Source organism: Qipengyuania thermophila (assembly GCF_004153605.1).
GTDB lineage: Bacteria > Pseudomonadota > Alphaproteobacteria > Sphingomonadales > Sphingomonadaceae > Qipengyuania_B > Qipengyuania_B thermophila.
In genome coordinates this window covers 67,765-86,740 of record NZ_SDSI01000006.1, presented here as the reverse complement: position 1 = coordinate 86,740, position 18,976 = coordinate 67,765, and the positions used below count along the sequence as shown (strand labels likewise).

Sequence of the window (18,976 nt, the reverse complement as noted above, 5' to 3'; positions counted from 1 at the left end):
GTCAAGCCCATAACTACTAACTCCGAAATTGCCTTGCATACTGTCGGCGGGACGATTGCCTTCATGCGGGAGCCGAAGCCCTCGCCTACCGGCTTCAGCCTCTCCGCGCCTGATCCGTCCGTGGGGCGTGGCGGTCAGCCCGCCGGTTCGTCATCCCCCGACCGGCCGGCACTAGGTCGCCGCTTCCGCCACCACGCCGCGTAGCTGCTGTTGCAAACGAGGCGCCTGTTCTCGTCCGGTGCCCCGTCGGTCCACCAGACCGGGCCGCGCTCCCCCAGCGCGACCTTGGCCGCGTGCACCTGCTGGCGCGCCTCGCGCAGGGCCTCGGCATCATCCGCGCGCCGCGCCGCCGCCACGGCGCGGCGGGCCGCCATGAGGGCGCGGACATGGCCCTCCCGCTCGTCCGGAGCGAGGGACGGATTGCTGGTCCGCCACAGACGGCCGTCGACAACGATGTAGCGGGCGTCGGGTGTCGGGACGACCGGCCTAGCCTGACGGGACGGCAACGGTCCGCTCCACGCGGGTCGCCGCGCGCCCGACCTGCGTCTGGTCGACGAGGTTCAGTTCGTCGGGACCGAGAACGCGCCCGTCATGGGCCAGGATCGCGACGCCCCGGATCGGCAGGCGGTCGCGCTCGTCGACGAGCACCGGGTTCTCGATCACCTCGGCGCCGTAGCGGTGCCCCCACTGGCGCAGGGCGATCATCGCCGGCAGCAGGTCAAGACCCTTGGCGGTGAGCCGGTATTCCACCCGCCGGCGGTCCTCGGGACAGGGGGTACGGTCGAGGATCGCATGCTCCACAAGCCGGCCCAGCCGGTTGGAAAGGATGTTGCGGGCGATGCCGAGTTCGTCGTGGAATTCCTCGAAGTGGCAGATCCCGTTGAAGGCTGCGCGCAGGATCATGAAGGACCAGCGCTCCCCCATGACCTCCAGCGCCTGCGGGAGTCCGCACTCGGTCAGTTCTCGCAGCGGCTCGCGACGATGCAGTTCACCCATCGGCCAATCTCCCGTCCACAGCTTAGAACCGGCTGCAAACTGCACAAGCCCTTATAGGTTTCTGGTTGCAACTTGAAACGCACAACGCTACGGCCGCACTCGCTGGCCGCCATCGGCCATAGAGGAGGACCACCATGAACAGCATTCGAACCATCATCGCGGCTTCGGCTGTCGCGGCCGCGGGCATGTTCGGCGTCGGGGCGCCGGTGACAGCGGCCCCTTCCGGCACGCCGTCGGCAGTGACGGCCGTTCTCGCCGCCCCGGCCAGGGATGCCCGCGTCGTGGCCGGAAACACGCTGTGGCTGTGTCAGGGCGAGACGTGTGTCGCGCGTGCCGCAGCGGCGCGCCCCAGCAGGCTGTGCCGCGATCTGAAGCGCAAGGCCGGGACGGTGGTGTCTCTGACGGTCAATGGAACGGCGCTCGACTCGGCGGCACTTGCGCGCTGCAACGCCTGACGCCACGAAACTTCGAAGACCATGGAAAGGGCGCGGCGCGTGGTCGTCGCGCCCTTTTTCATGTCGGCAGGGCTGCCGCCGCAGCTGGTCGCCGCGCGCAGCCCCGCGCCGGCGGATCAGCCCTGACGCGCCTTGAAGCGCCGGTTCGTCTTGTTGATCACGTAGGTGCGGCCGCGACGACGGATCACGCGGCAGTCGCGATGCCGGTCCTTCAGCGACTTGAGGCTGTTGCGAATCTTCATGACACAATCCTGAAAACGAAGCGGGCGCCGCGACAGGTCGTCCGGCGCCGTTCTCCCCGCGCCTATGCGGACGCGCTGGCGAAGTCAACCGGCTGCGGGCTGATCGGATCCGCGCAGCTGCTGGAGGCGCCGTTCCCATTGAAGCGCATGGGTGATGATCGTGTGCAGGTCGTCGAAGCGCGGCTGCCACGGGAGGGTGGCGCGGATACGCGCCGGGTCGGACACGAGCTCGGCGGGATCGCCGGCGCGCCTGCCCTCCAGCCTCCGCACGAGCGGGCGATTGGTCACCCGGTCCACCGCGTCGAGCACCTCCAGCACCGAGAACCCGCGTCCGTAGCCGCAGTTCATCACCATGGACCGTCCCGGCTCGGCCAGCAGCGCCTCCAGCGCCAGCACATGCGCGGCGGCAAGGTCGCTGACGTGGATGTAGTCGCGCACCCCCGTCCCGTCGGGAGTGTCGAAGTCCGTGCCGTAGACCGCCACCGCGTCGCGGCGGCCAAGCGCCGCCTCGCAGGCAACCTTGATGAGGTGGGTCGCGCCGGCGGTCGACTGGCCCGTGCGCGCATCGGGATCGGCGCCCGCCACGTTGAAGTACCGCAGCGCGCAGTAGTTGAGCGGATGGGCCTTCGCCGTGTCGGCCAGCATCTGCTCGGTCATCAGCTTGGACCAGCCGTAGGGGTTGATCGGCCGCGTGGGCGTGTCCTCCGCGATCGGGCTGTGGTCCGGGGCGCCGTATGTCGCGGCGGTCGAGGAGAAGATGAAGTGCCTGATCCCCGCCTCCACGGCCGCGGCGATCAGCGTCCGGCTCTTGGCCGTGTTGTTGCCGTAGTAGTCGAGCGGACGCTCCACCGACTCCGGCACCACGATCGAGCCGGCGAAATGCATGATCGCGCCAATCCCGTGCTCGGCGAAGATCCGGGCGAGAAGCGCCGTGTCGGCGATGTCGCCGACATGCAGGGGCACCGCGTCGGGAACGGCGAAGCGGAAGCCGGTCGACAGGTTGTCGATCACCACAACCGGCCAGCCGCCATCGCGCAGGGCAAGGACGGCGTGGCTGCCGATGTAGCCGGCGCCGCCGGTGACGAGCACCGGCACTTTTCGATTGGTGTTCATCGGCTCGCCCGCTAGCAGCGGATCCGAGCCGGCGAAATCCGAAAAAGCACGCCGGACTCCACCACTTCACGGAACGCGGAGGCGGCGTTGAACGCTGTTGCATCAAACCACTGCCCCACCCTGCCAGCGGGAGTTGCCACCATGACACGACGCATCGGAAGCTGCATCGCCGCCTGCGCGGCCGTTCTTGCCCTTGGCGCCTGCGCCACCGGACCCGGCCCGATCGAGGTGACCCGGTTCCACGACCCGGCCCGGCTCGCGGCGGCGAGAACGGCCACAGTGTCCGTGGTCGCCGCGCCCGGCCTCGCCGACACGCTCGAACTGGCGCCGTACCGCACGGCGGTGGCGGACGCGCTTCAGCGACAGGGGTTCCGGCCGCAGGCCACCGCTTCGGGGACGAGCCAGTACCGCGCGGAAGTGCGGGTGGAGCGGTTCACCCGCGGGATCGACGGAAGCCGCTCGCCGGTCAGCGTCGGAGTCGGTGGCTCGACCGGCACGTTCGGCTCCGGCGTAGGCCTCGGCGTCGGCATCAATCTTGGCGGCTCGCGAGAGCGCGGCGGGGCCCTGCTCGCCGTGACCCTGCGCGACAGCAGCAATGCCAGCGTGTGGGAAGGGCGCGCAGAAACGGAGTTCCCGCTGCGATCGCGCCTGGCAGACAGCCGCGTCCATGCCCCGCTGCTGGCCGACGCGCTGTTCCGCGACTTCCCCGGAAACAACGGCGAAACCGTTCGGGTCACGGCCGGCCGATGAGCGATCTGCGCATCGACGCCGCCTTCGACAGCGGCAACATCGAGGTGCTGGAGATCACCGGGGCGAGCGCCCGGTTGGCCCTGCGCTATGACGCCGGCGGCGAATTCAAGCAGTGGTTCCATTTCCGCGTCGCAGGCACGCCGGGCGAGCGGGTGGAGCTGGCGATCGAAGGGCTGAACGACAGCGCCTACCCGCTCGGCTGGCCCGATTATCGCGCCTGCGTCAGCACCGACCGCCTTCTCTGGACCCGCGCCGACACGCGCTTCGACAAGGACCGCGGTGTGCTGTCGATTTGCCACACGCTTGACCGCGGCCTCGCCTGGTTCGCCTATTTCGCCCCCTATTCGATGGAGCAGCATCACGATCTGGTGGCGCAGATGGCTGCGGCGGAGGGTGTCACCTACAGGTGCCTCGGCTCCAGCCTCGACGGCCAGCCGATCGACAGCCTCGAGCTTGGCGACGGCGACTTCACCGTGTGGCTCTATGCCCGGCAGCATCCGGGCGAGAGCATGGCCGAATGGTGGATGGAAGGCGCGCTCGAATGTCTCACCGATCCCGCCGACCCGGTCGGGCGGGCCCTGCGCCGGCGGTGCCGCTTCATCATCGTTCCCAACTGCAATCCCGACGGCTCGCGGCGCGGGTATCTGCGCACCAACGCAGCCGGAGCGAATCTCAACCGCGAATGGGCCGATCCCTCGCCCGAACGCAGCCCCGAAGTGCTGGCCATCCGCAACCGCATGGACGAGACCGGCGTCGATTTCGCCATGGACGTGCACGGCGACGAGGCGATCGCCGCGAACTTTCTGGCCGGTTTCGAAGGGATTCCGGGCTGGACCGACGCGCTGGGCGAAAAGTTCTACAGCTACCAGCGGATCCTTGCCCGCCGCACCCCCGACTTCCAGACCGAGCTGGGCTATGTAAAGGCCGCCCCCGGCGCGGCCAATCTGGCCATGAGCACGAACCAGGTGGCGCAGCGCTTCGGCGCCGTGGCGATGACCCTGGAAATGCCATTCAAGGACCATGCGCCCCTGGCGGACCCGCTTCAGGGCTGGTCGCCCGAGCGCAGCAAGCTTCTGGCCCGCGACTGCCTCGCCGCGCTGCTCGAATGGCTTGACCACCGCTCGGCCTGAGGGGCGAAGGCGGAGCGGTCCGACGCCGCGTGCGGCTCGGTCAGCCGAGGCTTGCCGGTCCGAACGCCTCGGGCAGCAGCTGCGACAAGGTCAGGCGCCGGACGCCGTCGCGCCCGGCGCACAGCACGGCCGGGTCGGTCGCGCCGAGCTGTGCCAGCTCGTTCAGCACCTGGCGGCAGCGGCCACAGGGCGTGATCGGCGCGCCTGACGCACCGTCCAAAGGTCCGGCCACCGCCACCGCCATCAACCCGCCCCGCCGCCCGGCAGCCATCGCCGCGGCCACGGCCACCGTCTCGGCGCACAGCGTCAGCCCGTAGCTTGCGTTCTCGATGTTGGTGCCGGTGAACACGGCGCCGTCGTCGAACAGCAGCGCCGCCCCGACGGCAAAGCGCGAGTAGGGAGAATAGGAGGCTGCGGCCGCGTCACGGGCGGCGGTCACGAGCTGTTCGTCGGTCATTCGCGTTCTCCACCGGGCCGCACCACGACCCAGGCGATCGGCTGCTCCGCCGCCTCCGTCCGCAGCGCATCGTTCGCCGTCCACATCAGCCACGGCCGCTGTCCGTAATCAGGCTCCAGCCAGTTCTGCGACAGCCACAGATTGCGTTCGAAACCCGCGGCGATGCCGTAGCGCTCCTCGAAGGCACGCCCAGCCTTGAGCAGCACCGGCAGCCCGGTGTGGATCTCGATCTGGTTGACGAGGGTGATGAGTTCGGACTCGATCGTCGCCTCACTGATCCGGCGCGGGCAGTCGTCGGCCAGCCGGTCAAGGGCGATGGCGGCCGGCAGAAGCTGCGCGTCGCGCGGCACCATGACGACGAAATTGGCGGATTGCGCATCGGCCGTGGCGCACGGATCGAACTCGTGCACCACGCCGACCGGCATCCCGATGCGCCGCGCGGCGGCGAAATTGCGGGCAAAGGCTTCGTCGCGGCGCTCGGCCCCGATGCTCGCGCGGACATAGACGAACCTCGCCCCGATCGCGCGCAGCGTGGCCATCCGCACCGCCCCGGCCGCGTCCGTGAGATAGGCGCCCTGATCCGGGTAATCACTGTCGCGGGGCCGCCAGCTTTGACCCGCGTGCCACAGCCAGACGAGGGCAGCGGCGCCCGCCAGCAGCAGGAGGAGGACGATGCCGTGCAGCAGGCGGCTGCGCCGCTGTCGCCGCGGCGCGCGCCGGCCGGGTCGGATGCGGCGGGCTGCCATGGCTCACCCCTTGATGTGCAGGACGCAGATCAGGGTGAACAGGCGCCGCGCGGTCTGGAAATCGGTCTCGATCTTGCCGGCAAACCGCTCCAGCAGCAACTCCGCCGCCGCGTTGTGGATGGCCCGCCGCGCCATGTCGATCGTTTCGATCTCCGCGGCGGTGGCGTGGCGTATGGCCCGGTAATAGCTGTCGCAGATGGCGAAATACTCGCGCACCGGGCGCCGGAAGCGGGCCAGTCCCAGCACGAGCGTGTCGAGCGGCTCCCCCGCCACCGTGCCAATCGTCATGACCAGCCGCCCGTCGCGCACGGCCAGTTCGAGGGCATAGGGGCCGCAATGCCCCTGGCTCGCCGCGCGCAGCGGCTTGAAGCGGTTCTCCTCGATGAGGTCGAACATGGCCACCCGCCGCTCCTGCTCGATGTCGGCGCTGCGCCGCAGGATCGTCTGATCGTCGAGCACGATCGAGGCGATGCGGTAGTCCTCGGGCTGAGGGGATGCGGCGGGCTGCCGGTCCGGAGTGGCGGAACTGATGGTCATGGCGGTGCTGAGCCGCTCTTCGCAGACCACACGGGGCAAGGGCAAGAGGCGGCGGTCGGTCCATCGCAACGGCGCCCCGGCATTCGTCGCAGCCGGGTTGCGAATCCCGTCCCGACAGGCGCATGGAGCGCGCATGACATCGTCTCCCGCGCTGCGCGAAGTGCCGCTTCAATCCGTCGACGGAGCGGACCCGTCCGCCCGCGCCCTGCCCAGCAACATCGGCGCCGAAGCGGCCTTCCTGGGTGCGGCGCTGATCGACAACCGGGTGCTCGAGGATCTGGCGGTGCCCCTCCTGCCCGAACATTTCTTCGAGCCGCTCCACGCGCGCATCTTCGAGCGGATCCTGAAACTCGTCGACCGCAACCTCGTGGCGACCCCCGTCACCCTCAAGCCGTATTTCGAGGCCGATCCGGCTCTCGCCGACGTGGGCGGCATCGCCTATCTCGCCCGGCTGACGGCCGATGGGCAGGGCTTGCTCGCGCCGCGCGAGTTTGCCCAGCAGATCTACGACCTGGCTCTCCTGCGCGAGCTTGTCACCGTCGGTCGCAACCTTGTCGAGGGTGCGCTCGACACCTCGGACGACGTTGCCCCGCTTGAACGCATCGAGCAGGCCGAGGCCGACCTCTATCGCGTTGCCGAGGGTGCGCAGGTCGGCAGCGAGGCGGAAACCTTCGGCCAGGCAACCCACAAGGCGCTCGGCCTCATCCAGAAGGCATTGAACTCCGGCGGGCACGTGTCGGGCAAGACCACCGGCCTGACCTCGATCAACGAGCGCACCGGCGGCCTGCACGACTCCGATCTCATCATCCTCGCGGGGCGCCCCGGCATGGGGAAATCGTCGCTGGCGACCAACATCGCCTTCAACTGCGCCGACCGTTTCCTGCGCGATCAGCGCGACGGGATCGCCGGATCGGTCGGTGCGCCGGTCGCGCTGTTCAGTCTGGAGATGAGCGCCGATCAGCTCGCCACCCGCATCCTCGCCGAGCAGGCCGGCATCTCGTCCGAGGCGCTGCGGATGGGCAAGATCAGCCGCGACGACTTTCAGCAGCTGTCCTTCGCCAGCCAGCGTCTCGCGGAGCTGCCGCTGTATATCGACGACACGCCGGCGCTGTCCGTTGCCGGCTTGCGCACCCGGGCCCGGCGGCTCAAGCGGCGGCACGGGATCGGGCTCATCATCGTCGACTACCTCCAGCTGATGCAGGGGTCCAAGCGGTCGCAGGACAACCGCGTCAACGAGATTTCCGAGATCAGCCGCGGCCTCAAGACGCTGGCCAAGGAGCTGGAGGTGCCGGTGATTGCCCTCTCGCAGCTCAGCCGCGCGGTCGAACAGCGGGACGACAAGCGGCCGATGCTGTCCGATCTGCGCGAATCCGGCTCCATCGAGCAGGACGCGGACATGGTCTGGTTCATCTACCGCGAGGACTACTATGTCGCCTCGCGCGAACCCAAGGTGCCGCAGGCCGGTGACGACGCCAAGTGCCACGACGCCCATGCCGCATGGCAGGCGGAGATGGAGCGGGTCTTCGGCCTTGCCGAGCTGATCATCGCCAAGCAGCGTCACGGCGCCTGCGGCAAGGTGCGCCTGCGTTTCGAAGCCAAGATCACCCGCTTTTCCGATCTCGCCGACGAGGATCGGCACGCCGGCTACGATTGAGCGGGACGATTCTCAGCCCAGATTGAGCCGGCGCGTGACCGTGTAGTCGATCACTGTCACCAGCAGCCAGCTCAGGTTCCAGCGCAGCCGGTTGAGCAGGCCCGCGCGGGCGCGGTGCACGTCGGCGGTGATGTGCTCCGACGCGCTTTCGTGCTGGAGGACGAAGGCACGCATCCGCTCGGCGAGCGCCGGGTCTTCGATCCGGAGCATCAGTTCGAGGTTCAGGTAGAGGCTGCGCATGTCGAAATTCGCGCTGCCGAGATAGACCACGTCGTCGACGACGATGAGCTTGGTGTGCAGCTTCGCCGGCTGGAACTCGAACACCTCGACGCCGCGGGCGAGGAGGTAGTCGTACAGCGAGCGGGTGGCGCTGACTGTGGCGGTGTTGTCGGACCGCGCCGCGAGCACGAGGTGCGCCGCTCCGCGCCGGGCGGTGCGTCCCACGAGCTGGAGCGCCTGTTTGGAGGGGCTGAAATACGCCATGATCATGTGCAGGCTCCGGCCGTGCTGGAGATCGGCCTTGACCCGCCGCGCCCAGCTCGAAAGCCCCTGCGACGGACCGCCGACCAGCCATTCGAGAGGGCCATGGACACGGTGCCAGCGCTTCACGGTCCGCCGCACGGCGAGAAACCGGGGCCGCGGAGTGCTGGTCCAGCCGGCCAGCAGGTTGAACCATTCCGCCAGCCCGGCGACACCCGGACCCTCGATCCGAATGCCCAGATCGACCCAGTTGTCCTCCTCCAGGCCGAAATAGTCGTCGGCGATGTTGAAGCCGCCGAACACCGCCTTCGTGCCGTCGGCGATGACCATCTTCTGGTGGTTGCGGATGAGGTAGCGCTGCGTCAGTCGCGGGCTGAAGCAGGAAAACGATCCTCCCGCGTCGATGAAGTCGGCGAAGAAGTCCGCATCGGCCTCCGACCCGAAGCTGTCGAGGATCACCCGCGTCCGCACACCGCGGCGAACCGCCCGCACGAGCGCCTCGCGCACCTCCACGCCCGCCCGGTCCTTGGCGTAGATGTAGAAGCAAAGGTCGAGAGTCTCGCGCGCCTCGTCGATCATGGCGAGAAGCGCACGCCGGCGGTCTTCCCCCCGCGCGAGCATGGTCACGCGATGGCCGTCGACGGCATTCGTGAACGGCGGAGGCGACTGGAAGTCTCGCGAAGGCGATGCTGGCATCCTTCTCCCCTCCGGACGGCGCCCGCCCTGCCAGCGCGTCCCCTCGTCCTCTCCTAGAGGGCCGTGCGCGCGCGGGCAAACGGTTGACCGCACACCAAGGCTGCGCTAGGCGCGACCGCTTCACCACCACATCGCTGAATGCGGGAGTGCCCATGGCGCGCGTTACCGTCGAAGATTGCGTCGACAAGATCCCCAACCGTTTCGATCTCGTGCTCCTCGCGGCGCAGCGGGCGCGCGAGATCTCCGGCGGCGCGGAACTGACGATCGAACGCGATCGCGACAAGAACCCGGTCGTTGCCCTGCGCGAGATCGCGGAACAGACGGTCAGGCCGGACGACCTGCGCGAGAACCTGATCGCCAGCCTGCAGAAGATCCTCCCCGACGAGGAGGACGAGGCGGACGACATCGGTTCGCTCAGCCAGTCCGCCGAGGCGCTGCGGATCACGGCGGCCGTTCCGGTGCGCTCGACCTCGCTCGGCGGCGACTACGACGGCTGAGCCCCGGCGCGCGGCGGGTGTCGTTCGCGCGCGGGACACCAAGCCCTCTGGTCGCTTCCCTGCCGATGTGGCAGGACAGCGCCGTGGTGCGGTGCTGTTGCCGCCCAGCACAGCCGGGTAAGCGGTCTTGGCTACGATAGCGGTCTACAGCGTCAAGGGCGGGGTGGGGAAAACGACGCTGGCTGCAAACCTGGCGTGGTCCGCCGCGACCGTGTCGAGCCGGCGCACCCTGCTCTGGGATCTCGATCCGTCCGGCGGCGCGGGCTTTCTGCTCGGCATCGACCGCGCCGGAGACAAGGCGCTGCGCATCTTCGACGACGAGGAGAAGGCCGCCCGCGCGGTCGTGCCGACCTCCTATGCCCGGCTGTCGCTCCTGCCTTCGGACGAGAGCCTGCGCGAACTTGACCAGCGCCTCACCCGCATCGGCAAGCGCAAGCGCCTGCTCAAGCTGGCCCGCGCGCTCTCGGCCGAGCACGAGCGGATCATTCTCGACTGCCCGCCGGTGCTGGGCGAAGTCGGCGCGCAGATTTTGCGCGCGGCGGATGTGGTGGTCGTGCCACTGCCGCCGTCGCCGCTGTCGCTGCGCGCGCTCGACACGGTGACGGACACCGTCAGGGATGGCGACGGCCGGACGCCCGTCATCGTGCCGGTCCTGTCGATGCTGGACGCGCGCCGCTCCCTGCATCGCGCCACACGGGACGAGCACCCCGACTGGCCCGTGATCCCCTTCGCCAGCGTGCTGGAGCAGTGTGCGGTGCGGCGTCAGCCCGTCGGCGCCTTCGCCAGACACGCTCCGGCGGCCCAGGCGGTGAACCGCGTCTGGGTGGGCGTGGAGCGCGCCCTCGCCGACTCGCGCAATGGAGTGGCCGCCCCGGCCCGCCGGCCGGCACGCTCCTGAACCTGCCGCCGAGCCGCCGGGCTCAGCTGCCCCGGCCGGTCTTTTCCTGCAGCGCATCGATCGTCTTCGACGCCTCGGCCTTGGTGAGGTCCGGCGAGTAGGCATCCGGCTCGCCCGCCTCCTCGCTCAGCGTCTTGAGGTAGCTGGCCTGCGCGCCGGTCATCTTCTCGCCGCCGGTCGTCCAGTCATCGGGATCCTTCACCGCGTTGGACACCGGCTCCGCCTTCGGGTTCGCGTGGGGTGTTTCGGTCGTCATGATATCGTCTCCTTCCGCGGCACCAATGCAGATGTTCTCCATCTGTTCCGGTCCTGCAATCATGCAGGTCGCGTTTGGCAGAAGCATGCCGTTCGGCTATGCTCCGCGGCGGGAGGACGGCAGCTTGGCGACAACGACGGTGCCCGAGGCGGTGAGCAGCGCGCAGGCCGCGCCCGCTGCGTCTCGACCGCAGGAGGCCTGTCTGAACTGCGGCACGACGCTTGCCGGGGCCTACTGCCATGCCTGCGGGCAGAACGCGCATCTTCACCGCACGCTGGGCGCCTTCGGGCACGATCTGCTGCACGGCGTGCTGCACTTCGAAGGGAAGGCGTGGCGCACCCTTCCGCTGCTGCTGGCAAAGCCGGGCGCGCTGACCCGCCGCTACATCGAAGGCGAACGCGCACGGTTCATGTCACCCCTGGCGCTGTTCCTGTGCTCCGTGTTCCTCATGTTCGCGACCATCAGCCTCATCGGCTCGCCGGCGCACCTCGTGAACGACCGGACCGGCGCCGAGATCAGCGCCGGGATGGAAGAGCGGCTGGAGGAACTGGACACCACCCTCGCCCGCCTGCAGCAGCAGCGGCAGACGCAGCAGGCGGCCGGCGCCAGCACGGCGCGGACCGACCGCACGATCGCCTCGGTGACGCAGGAGCGCCGCGTCCTCGCCAACATCTTGGCGGCCTCGCAGGACGGCGAGGTGACCGTGCTGCAGACGGCGAACGCGACGCCGGTGCGCCGCGGCGATGTGTCCTCGGCGTCCGAGATCGTCGCGCCGATCCGGATCGAGGGAGACGGCGCGCTGGCCACCTTCGTCGAGGCGGTGACCCGCAACTTAAGCCTGCTCGTCTACAAGCTCCAGACGAACGCCTACAAGTTCAGCTGGCTGCTGATCGTCCTGTCGGTGCCTTTCGTGGCCCTCCTGTTCCTGTGGCGGTGGCGGCCGCTGTACGAGCATGCCGTGTTTGTCACCTATTCCATCGCCACAGTCTCCCTGCTGGTGATCGCCGGCTCCATCCTCGCCGCTCTCGGCATGCCGGGGCACTGGTTGCTGACGGCGGGTATGCTGTTCATTCCGTGGCACATGTACACCCAGCTGCGCGGCACCTACGCGCTCGGCCGCGCCTCCGCGCTGTGGCGCACGGGGGCGCTGCTGGTGTTCGCCTTGACAGCGCTAAGCCTATTCGCGACCGGCCTCGTCATGGCCGGGATGAGCGCCTGACTAGCGGCAGGGATAGTTGCGCATGAGGATGCGCCGCCACGCGCTGCGCAGGGTCATCGTCCGCCGCTCCGGTTCAGGAATCGCGGCAAGCTGATCCATGATGAAGCGAACCGACATGCCCTCCCGGCGCTCCTCTTCAGGGATACAGTAGAGCCCGCGACCGCGGCCGCCAGCGGCGGCATTCTCCGCCCGCACGGTTTCGACCGCATCGCGAAACTGCGCCGTCAACGGCTCGCGCCGGCTGTCGAAGACCGCCGCCGGCCCCTTGGCCAAAAGGCCCTGCGCCGCGACATAGAACTCGTGGGCGTTGACCTCGCCCGGCCGCGCGAAGGCCGCAGCCGGGAGCGTCAAGGCGATGGCGGCAAGGGCATACCGAAGAGCTTTGCCCGGCGAACCGGACGCCGGCGGCAAGGCTCCGGCCTGAGACAGCCAGACGCGGCGGACCGACTTCGCGGCGGATCCTTCGGGGCCGCCAGCCGGCACGGACAGCCTCACGCGCCCGCCGGCGCCTCGCCGCCCGCGCCCCCGAACCTTCGTCCCGCCTTGGGGATGGCCGACCCCCGGACCGGCCGCGCGACGGCCGTCTCGCGCGACGCCTCGTCCGGTCGGTCGATGCGCCCGTCACGCAGGAGCTGGGTGATCTCATCGCCTGTAAGCGTCTCGTATTCGAGCAGCGCCTGCGCCAGCAGGTGAAGCTTGTCTTCCTGAGCCGACAGGATCTCGCGCGCCCGTTGCAGGCCGCCTTCGACCAGCTCCTTGATCTCGGCATCGATGAGCTTGTTCGTTTCGGCGCCGGCCATGGTGCGCTGCGTCCCCTGCATGCCGAGATAGCCTTCCTGGCTGACCTCGTACTGCAGCGGGCCGAGCTTGTCGGACATGCCCCACTTGGTGACCATGTTGCGGGCAAGATCGGTGGCATACTGGATGTCGCCGGAGGCGCCGCTCGACACCTTGTCGTGGCCGAACACGATCTCCTCGGCCACACGCCCGCCCATTGCAACGGCGAGGTTCGCGTGCATCTTGTCCCGGTGGTAGGAGTAGCTGTCGCGTTCCGGCAGCCGCATCACCATGCCAAGTGCGCGGCCGCGCGGGATGATGGTCGCCTTGTGGATGGGATCGGACGCGGGTTCGTTGACGGTGACGAGCGCATGCCCGGCCTCGTGGTAGGCCGTCATCTTCTTCTCGTCCTCGGTCATGACCATGGAGCGGCGTTCCGCGCCCATCATGACCTTGTCCTTGGCGTCCTCGAACTCCTGCATCGCAACCAGTCGCTTCTTGCGACGGGCCGCCAGCAGCGCGGCCTCGTTGACCAGATTGGCAAGGTCCGCACCCGAAAAGCCCGGCGTGCCGCGCGCGATCACGCGCGGGTTCACGTCGGGCGCCAGCGGCACCTTCTTCATGTGCACGCCGAGGATCTTCTCGCGCCCGTCGATGTCGGGAACGGGCACAACCACCTGACGGTCGAAACGGCCGGGCCGCAGCAGCGCCGGGTCGAGCACGTCGGGCCGGTTGGTCGCGGCGATGATGATGATGCCCTCGTTCGCCTCGAAACCGTCCATCTCGACCAGCAGCTGGTTCAGCGTCTGCTCGCGCTCGTCGTTGGAATTGCCAAGACCGTGCCCGCGGCTGCGGCCGACCGCGTCAATCTCGTCGATGAACAGGATGCACGGCGCGTTCTTCTTCGCCTGCTCGAACATGTCCCGCACGCGGCTGGCGCCGACGCCCACGAACATTTCCACGAAGTCCGAGCCGGAAATGGTGAAGAACGGCACCCCCGCCTCGCCGGCGATCGCCCGCGCCAGCAGGGTCTTGCCGGTGCCGGGCGAGCCGACCAGCAACGCTCCCTTCGGGATCTGTCCGCCAAGCTTGGCGAAACGCTGCGGATCGCGGAGGAACTCGACGATCTCCTGCAACTCCTCGCGCGCCTCATCAATGCCGGCGACATCGTCGAACGTCACCTTGCCCTGCTTCTCGGTCAGCAGCTTGGCCTTGGACTTGCCGAAGCCCATCGCCCCGCCCGCACCGCCACCCTTCTGCACCTGACGCAAGGCGAAGAACGCGATCCCGAGGATCAGCAGGAACGGCAGCGACTGCACGAGGATCAGCAGCAGGACGTTCGTCTCCTGCGGAGCCTTGCCCGAATAGGTGACGCCGTTCTCCGACAGAAGCCGGGTGAGGTCGGTGTCGTTGGCGACGGGAATGGTCGAGAATGTCTCGTTGTTGCGGAACGTGCCGGTGATGCGGTTCTCGCCGATCTCGACCGACTGGACGGCGCCGGCGGCGACGCGCTGGCGGAAATCGGAGTAGCCGATCTGCGTGCCCGGCGCCTGCCCGCCGGAGCCGAACATCGACACCACCAGCAGCAGCGCCATGAAGATGCCGCCCCAGATCATCAGGCTCCTAACCATCGGGTTCGGACCGCCGGGATTCGGCTCGTTCGGTTTGCGATCCTGACTCATGCGCTGCCGTTCCTTGGAAGTGTGGAGGCAATGTAAGAGGGCGCGCGTGAATGGCAAGTTGACCACGGCCGCGTCCACGGGGGCGTGCCAAGCGTGCACACTCGCCGGTCGCGACCGGCTTGCCGCAGCGGGTTCAGGCGGGCGCGTTCCGGCGGACGAGCGCGGTGCGCTCGCAGCGGCAGACAAGCTCGCCGCGCTGGTTGTGCGCCTCGTGGGCGAAGGTGACGAGGCCGGCCTCGGGCCGCGACCGGCTGTCCCTCAGCGCCACCACCTCGCTCGTGAAGCGCAGCGTGTCGCCGATGAACACGGGCGCGGGCATGACGACCTTGTCGTAGCCGAGGTTCGCCACCAGCGTGCCGAGCGTCGTGTCGCCCACGCTCACCCCGACGAGCAGGGCGAAGGTGAAGGTGCCGTTGACGAGGATCTGCCCGAACTCGCTTGCCCGCGCCGCCTCGGCGTCGAGATGCAGCGGCTGGGGATTGTGGGTCATGGTGGTGAACAGCAGGTTGTCGGTCTCCGTCACCGTCCGGCGGATCGGGTGCTCGATCCGGTCACCGATGCGCCACTCCTCGAAGTGCCGTCCCGCCATCAGTGCGCGCCTCCGGTCCAGCGGGCCACAACTTGCGCGCCATCCTCCGCGCTGTCGCGGATGGCGCCCGGCGTGCGCGCGAAGCGCGGCGCGGGCGCCGTGTGCATCCTGTCGCCGTGCCGCAGGAAGACGCCGCGGGCCGCATTGTGCGGATGATCCGCTGCCTCGGCCGGCTCCAGCACCGGTGCGACACAGGCATCCGACCCCTCGAACAGGGCGCACCATTCATCCCGGGTCCGCGTGGCGAAGAGCGCCGCGAGCCGCTCTCCCGCCGCATCCCAGCGGCCCGGATCGAGCTGCCCCTCGCCCAGCGCGTCCGCCACGCCGAGCCGGTCCAGCAGCTCCGCGTAGAACTGCGGCTCGATCGCACCCACGGCAATGTGGCGCCCGTCGGCGCAGCGGTAGGTGCGGTAGAAATGCGCCGCGCCGCCGAGCATTCCGCGCCCACCGGCCGGGTCGAGCAGCGGATTGGCCGGCGCGCCGGTGAAGAAGCTCATGAGGCTGGCGACGCCGTCGACGATCGCCGCGTCGACGACCTGCCCCCGTCCCGAACGCTCCCGTTCCAGCAGGGCGGCGACGATGCCGAGGGCGCAGTAGAGCGACCCGCCGCCGAAGTCGCCGACGAGGTTCTGCGGCGGCACCGGGTTGCCGTCAGGGGCAGACATGCAGGCGAGCGCGCCCGCGACCGCGATGTAGGTGATGTCGTGCCCTGCCGTCCGCGCCAGCGGCCCGTCCTGCCCCCAACCGGTCATCCGGGCGTAGACCAGCCGCGGATTGGCGGCGCACAGTTCGTCCGGGCCGAGCCCGTTGCGCTCCATGACGCCCGGGCGGAACCCTTCGAGCAGCACGTCGGCCGCGCCCGCCGCGGCGCGCGCGGCGGCGCGGCCCTCGTCCGTGCGAATGTCGAGTGCGAGCCGGTGGCGGCCACGCTCCACCACCGGATTGAACACGGCGGTGCCCGGCCGCTCGATCCGCACGACTTCGGCGCCCATGTCCGCCAGCAGCATCGCGCAGTGCGGACCCGGCCCGATGCCCGCGAACTCGAGCACCCGCACCCCCGCCAACGGACCCTTTGCCTCACCCATCGCCTTGCTCTCCCCGTGCCTGCCCTCATCGCCGTCCTGCCGCGCTTTGACAAGCCGGCTGCGCGGCGGCACAGCCCGCCCATGGCCGCTTTTCACCCAATGCGCTCGCTGCTGTTCATTCCCGCCGACAGCGAAAAGAAGCTCGCCAAGGCCGCCGGCTGCGGCGCGGACATCGTCATTCTCGATCTCGAGGATGCCGTCGCCCCGGCGCGCAAGGCCGCGGCGAGGGAACTCGCCGCCGCCTGTCTGGCCGACCGGAACGCAGACGCGCCCGGCCCGCGCGTCTGGGTGCGCATCAATGCGCTGGCGACGGGCATGGCCGAAGCGGACCTCGACGCGGTGCTGCCGCACCGGCCGGACGGGCTGGTGCAGCCCAAGGCCGAAGGCGCCGCCGACGTGGCGCGTCTTGCCGCACTTCTCGATGCACGCGGAACCGAAACACCGATCCTGCCGCTGGTCACCGAAACCGCGCGGGCGCCGTTCCTCATCGGCAGTTTCGCCGAGGCGCGGCACCCGCAGCTCGCCGGACTGACATGGGGAGCCGAAGACCTTGCCGCGGCGCTCGGCGCGACCGGGAACCGCGGACCGGACGGCGAATGGCGGTTCACCTACCAGCTCGTGCGGTCGCTGACGCTGATGGCGGCTCACGCGGCGGGCGTGCCGGCGATCGAAACGCTGCACGCAGATTTCCGCGACGAGGACGGGCTTCGCCAGAGCAGTCGCACCGCCCGGTCGGAAGGGTTCGCCGGGCGGCTCGCCATCCACCCGGCGCAGGTTCCCGTCATCAACGACGCCTTCACCCCGGATGCGCAGGAGATCGCCACCGCCCGCGCGATCCTCGCCGCCTTCGCAGCCGAGCCGGATGCGGGCGTGATCGGGTTCGAGGGACGGATGCTCGACGTGCCGCACCGGCGCGCGGCGGAACGCACCGTCGCCCTTGCCGAGGCGCTCGGCGCCTGCTGACCCGCAAACGCCGGCGCCTCAGTGATGGTGGTGGCCGGCTCCGTGGTCGCTGCCATGCTCGGTGAGCGCCGCGATCCGCGCCTGCTGCTGGGGGGTGAGCACCCGGCGCCAGACGGCATCGAAGTCTCGCCACGCCGCTTCGCCGGCCTGGTTGATGGCGCGCCGGTCCGGGCGGCCTGACAGCACGGCGCGCACCCGCGTCGCCGCTTCGGCGCAGGCGCGGGCGATCTCCCGCGTCTGCTCCGGCGTCGCGTTCGCCACCCACAGCGTCCCGCCCTGCACCGTGCAGCCGGTCGTCGTGGCGAGGTTGAGGCCGCGCGCCGCCGCCATCGTGCCGCCTTCCCAGCTTCCTTCGGGCAAGCCTAGCTTCAGATAGGGCACCGCCCGGTTGTAGTCGGCGAACACGCCGTCCGGGTTCGGCAACGTGACCCACGCATGCACCATCGCGAGGCGCCCGCGATTGTCGCCGCGCCCGCGGTAATGGGCATCAAGCCAGCTGTTCGCCAGCCAGCGCAGCAGCGGGCGGTCCTCGGTCGCCGCCTCGACCGCGCGCACGAAGTCGTGCACATGCCACCGGTCCTGAGTGCCCGCGAACCCTTCGGGCAAGGGTTCTCCGTCACCGAGACGCACGACATAGGCCACGCCGGTCAGCACCCGCCGTCCGCCGATCTCGGTGTACATGAGGTTGTTGGGGCGGCTGAAATCGAGCGGATCGCCGTGGACGTAATCGGGCGCGCCGGGGCTGTGGTAGTGTTGTCCCATCAGCGGCTCGTCGTCGCCGAACGGCCGCCAGCCGGCCCGTTCGGCGGCGGCGATGTCGCGATACGGCTCCACCGCCGCCCTGAGCGCGGCCAGCTGCCCTTCCAGCGTCGCGGGCTGCGGCGGCACCACAAGCGGGGCGCGCGGGGCCGGCGGGCTCCCCGGATCGGCAACGCAGCTCGCCGTCACGATGGCCGCACCCGCCACGGCGGCAAGGCGTCTCCAGTGCTTCGTCACGAACCCGGTTCCTCCTGCAAGGCCGCCTGTTTCGCGCCAACCCCCTCATCCAGCCCGAGGAGCGAGAGGCACGCGGCAACATGGGTTTCGATGAAAGGTCGCCCGGTCGGATCCTGGCCGGTCAGCTGGCGGTATTCGGGCGCGAGGGTGATCGGCAGCGCCAGCAGGCCGCTCAGCATGAACTTGAGATGCATCGGATCATGCCCATGCGGCAGGAGCCCGGCCTCCTGCGCCTGGGTGATGAAGGCAACCATGACGTCGCTCACCCGGCGCTGATGCGTGTCGACGAGCCAGCGCAGGCGCGGCGTGTCGTGCATCGCTTCGTGGAACAGGATGCGGTGGTAGTCCGGCGTGTCCGCCGCCGCGGTGATGTAGACGCGCAACAGGAGGGCCAGCCCCTCCACCGTCGTCGCCCCGGCGTCGGGATGCGCCAGCAGCAGCTCGGCCGTGCGCGCGTTCAGCTGCTCGAACACGGCGTCGACGCAGGCGCGCCACAAACCGTCCTTGCTGCCGAAATGGTAGAGGATCAGGGACACCCGGTCGCCGCACCGCTCCGCCACCGCAGGCAGAGCGGCGCCTTCAAAGCCGCGGGTGGCGAACAGCGCCGTCGCGGCCGCCACGATGCGCGCGCGCGTATCGGCCCGTTGCTGGTCCCGGCGGTTTGCCGGCCGTGGGTCCGCATTGCTCATGAAGGGCACGCTAGTCCTTCGGCACCTTTTGCGCAAGATTGATTGACAGGACAGTCAGCGGATTGCACA

The 18,976-nt window shown here is 69.5% G+C and carries 23 protein-coding genes; 8 read left to right on the top strand and 15 right to left on the bottom strand.

Features of this window, described 5'->3' with window-relative positions; genetic code table 11:
• Positions 1-134: 134 nt before the first annotated feature.
• Together ETO60_RS10500 and ETO60_RS10495 are read right to left on the bottom strand one after the other, a co-directional pair.
• Complete coding sequence (locus ETO60_RS10500; RefSeq protein ID WP_130005456.1) at positions 135-506, bottom strand: hypothetical protein; 372 nt, start codon at positions 504-506, stop codon at positions 135-137.
• Entirely contained in the window at positions 487-996 is a 510-nt protein-coding gene (locus ETO60_RS10495) for a winged helix-turn-helix transcriptional regulator (protein ID WP_130005454.1), read from the bottom strand. The genes ETO60_RS10500 and ETO60_RS10495 overlap by 20 nt, the downstream gene beginning before the upstream one ends.
• 134 nt (positions 997-1,130) lie before the next feature.
• On the opposite strand from ETO60_RS10495, the gene ETO60_RS10490 reads away from it, so the two are divergent.
• The gene (locus ETO60_RS10490) at positions 1,131-1,451 is read left to right on the top strand and encodes a CC_3452 family protein (protein ID WP_130005452.1); all 321 of its coding nucleotides are present in this window, start codon (positions 1,131-1,133) and stop codon (positions 1,449-1,451) included.
• A 116-nt stretch (positions 1,452-1,567) separates the two neighbouring features.
• Here ETO60_RS10490 and ykgO read toward each other — a convergent pair whose 3' ends face one another.
• Complete coding sequence (ykgO, locus tag ETO60_RS10485) at positions 1,568-1,693, bottom strand: type B 50S ribosomal protein L36 (RefSeq protein ID WP_029941846.1); 126 nt, start codon at positions 1,691-1,693, stop codon at positions 1,568-1,570.
• Positions 1,694-1,777: 84 nt separating this feature from the next.
• On the bottom strand, positions 1,778-2,806 hold the full coding sequence (galE, locus tag ETO60_RS10480) for a UDP-glucose 4-epimerase GalE (RefSeq protein WP_130005450.1): 1,029 nt from the start codon (positions 2,804-2,806) through the stop codon (positions 1,778-1,780).
• A gap of 141 nt (positions 2,807-2,947) precedes the next feature.
• Between galE and ETO60_RS10475 the strand changes: the two genes are divergently transcribed.
• Positions 2,948-3,556 carry a DUF4136 domain-containing protein gene (locus ETO60_RS10475; protein ID WP_130005448.1) on the top strand — a complete coding sequence of 203 codons (609 nt, stop codon included), beginning with the start codon at positions 2,948-2,950 and terminating at the stop codon, positions 3,554-3,556.
• On the top strand, positions 3,553-4,686 hold the full coding sequence (locus ETO60_RS10470) for a M14 family metallopeptidase (protein WP_130005447.1): 1,134 nt from the start codon (positions 3,553-3,555) through the stop codon (positions 4,684-4,686). The genes ETO60_RS10475 and ETO60_RS10470 overlap by 4 nt, the downstream gene beginning before the upstream one ends.
• A 40-nt stretch (positions 4,687-4,726) precedes the next feature.
• On the opposite strand, the gene cdd is transcribed toward ETO60_RS10470, so the two are convergent.
• The 3 genes from cdd to ETO60_RS10455 are packed head-to-tail and all read right to left on the bottom strand — an operon-like array spanning position 4,727 to position 6,426.
• Positions 4,727-5,143, bottom strand: coding sequence for a cytidine deaminase (gene cdd, locus ETO60_RS10465; protein ID WP_130005445.1), 417 nt, complete (start codon positions 5,141-5,143; stop codon positions 4,727-4,729).
• On the bottom strand, positions 5,140-5,889 hold the full coding sequence (locus ETO60_RS10460; protein WP_130005443.1) for a glycoside hydrolase family 25 protein: 750 nt from the start codon (positions 5,887-5,889) through the stop codon (positions 5,140-5,142). The genes cdd and ETO60_RS10460 overlap by 4 nt, the downstream gene beginning before the upstream one ends.
• 3 nt (positions 5,890-5,892) lie before the next feature.
• Positions 5,893-6,426 carry a UPF0262 family protein gene (locus ETO60_RS10455; protein ID WP_130005441.1) on the bottom strand — a complete coding sequence of 178 codons (534 nt, stop codon included), beginning with the start codon at positions 6,424-6,426 and terminating at the stop codon, positions 5,893-5,895.
• A 133-nt stretch (positions 6,427-6,559) separates the two neighbouring features.
• Here ETO60_RS10455 and ETO60_RS10450 point away from each other — a divergent pair, with 133 nt between their 5' ends.
• The gene (locus ETO60_RS10450) at positions 6,560-8,080 is read left to right on the top strand and encodes a replicative DNA helicase (RefSeq protein WP_130005439.1); all 1,521 of its coding nucleotides are present in this window, start codon (positions 6,560-6,562) and stop codon (positions 8,078-8,080) included.
• Between the two features lie 12 nt (positions 8,081-8,092).
• Here ETO60_RS10450 and ETO60_RS10445 read toward each other — a convergent pair whose 3' ends face one another.
• Positions 8,093-9,256, bottom strand: a complete 1,164-nt coding sequence (locus tag ETO60_RS10445) for a phospholipase D-like domain-containing protein (RefSeq protein ID WP_130005437.1) — start codon at positions 9,254-9,256, stop codon at positions 8,093-8,095.
• 152 nt (positions 9,257-9,408) lie between these two features.
• Here ETO60_RS10445 and rpoZ point away from each other — a divergent pair, with 152 nt between their 5' ends.
• Both rpoZ and ETO60_RS10435 read left to right on the top strand, forming a co-directional pair.
• Positions 9,409-9,753, top strand: coding sequence for a DNA-directed RNA polymerase subunit omega (rpoZ, locus tag ETO60_RS10440; RefSeq protein WP_130005435.1), 345 nt, complete (start codon positions 9,409-9,411; stop codon positions 9,751-9,753).
• A 127-nt stretch (positions 9,754-9,880) separates the two neighbouring features.
• A complete protein-coding gene (locus ETO60_RS10435) occupies positions 9,881-10,651 on the top strand; it encodes a ParA family protein (RefSeq protein ID WP_130005433.1) in 771 nt (256 codons plus the stop codon).
• Between the two features lie 22 nt (positions 10,652-10,673).
• Here the strand turns inward: ETO60_RS10435 and ETO60_RS10430 are convergent, their stop codons facing one another.
• Positions 10,674-10,907, bottom strand: coding sequence for a DUF3072 domain-containing protein (locus ETO60_RS10430; protein ID WP_130005431.1), 234 nt, complete (start codon positions 10,905-10,907; stop codon positions 10,674-10,676).
• A gap of 61 nt (positions 10,908-10,968) precedes the next feature.
• Between ETO60_RS10430 and ETO60_RS10425 the strand changes: the two genes are divergently transcribed.
• Complete coding sequence (locus ETO60_RS10425; RefSeq protein ID WP_165362166.1) at positions 10,969-12,126, top strand: DUF3667 domain-containing protein; 1,158 nt, start codon at positions 10,969-10,971, stop codon at positions 12,124-12,126.
• Here ETO60_RS10425 and ETO60_RS10420 read toward each other — a convergent pair whose 3' ends face one another.
• From ETO60_RS10420 to ETO60_RS10405, 4 genes are all read right to left on the bottom strand, one after another.
• On the bottom strand, positions 12,127-12,621 hold the full coding sequence (locus ETO60_RS10420) for a hypothetical protein (protein ID WP_130005427.1): 495 nt from the start codon (positions 12,619-12,621) through the stop codon (positions 12,127-12,129).
• The gene (ftsH, locus tag ETO60_RS10415) at positions 12,618-14,585 is read right to left on the bottom strand and encodes an ATP-dependent zinc metalloprotease FtsH (RefSeq protein WP_130005425.1); all 1,968 of its coding nucleotides are present in this window, start codon (positions 14,583-14,585) and stop codon (positions 12,618-12,620) included. The genes ETO60_RS10420 and ftsH overlap by 4 nt, the downstream gene beginning before the upstream one ends.
• A 133-nt stretch (positions 14,586-14,718) precedes the next feature.
• Positions 14,719-15,174 carry a MaoC family dehydratase gene (locus ETO60_RS10410; RefSeq protein WP_130005423.1) on the bottom strand — a complete coding sequence of 152 codons (456 nt, stop codon included), beginning with the start codon at positions 15,172-15,174 and terminating at the stop codon, positions 14,719-14,721.
• Positions 15,174-16,259 (bottom strand): CaiB/BaiF CoA transferase family protein, encoded by a 1,086-nt coding sequence (locus tag ETO60_RS10405; RefSeq protein ID WP_130005421.1) that lies wholly within the window; start codon positions 16,257-16,259, stop codon positions 15,174-15,176. The genes ETO60_RS10410 and ETO60_RS10405 overlap by 1 nt, the downstream gene beginning before the upstream one ends.
• 81 nt (positions 16,260-16,340) lie before the next feature.
• Between ETO60_RS10405 and ETO60_RS10400 the strand changes: the two genes are divergently transcribed.
• Positions 16,341-17,222 (top strand): HpcH/HpaI aldolase/citrate lyase family protein, encoded by an 882-nt coding sequence (locus tag ETO60_RS10400; RefSeq protein ID WP_130005419.1) that lies wholly within the window; start codon positions 16,341-16,343, stop codon positions 17,220-17,222.
• An 18-nt stretch (positions 17,223-17,240) separates the two neighbouring features.
• Here ETO60_RS10400 and ETO60_RS10395 read toward each other — a convergent pair whose 3' ends face one another.
• Together ETO60_RS10395 and ETO60_RS10390 are read right to left on the bottom strand one after the other, a co-directional pair.
• Positions 17,241-18,218, bottom strand: a complete 978-nt coding sequence (locus ETO60_RS10395; protein WP_130005417.1) for a hypothetical protein — start codon at positions 18,216-18,218, stop codon at positions 17,241-17,243.
• Positions 18,215-18,907 (bottom strand): TetR/AcrR family transcriptional regulator, encoded by a 693-nt coding sequence (locus ETO60_RS10390; protein ID WP_130005415.1) that lies wholly within the window; start codon positions 18,905-18,907, stop codon positions 18,215-18,217. The genes ETO60_RS10395 and ETO60_RS10390 overlap by 4 nt, the downstream gene beginning before the upstream one ends.
• Positions 18,908-18,976: the final 69 nt, after the last annotated feature.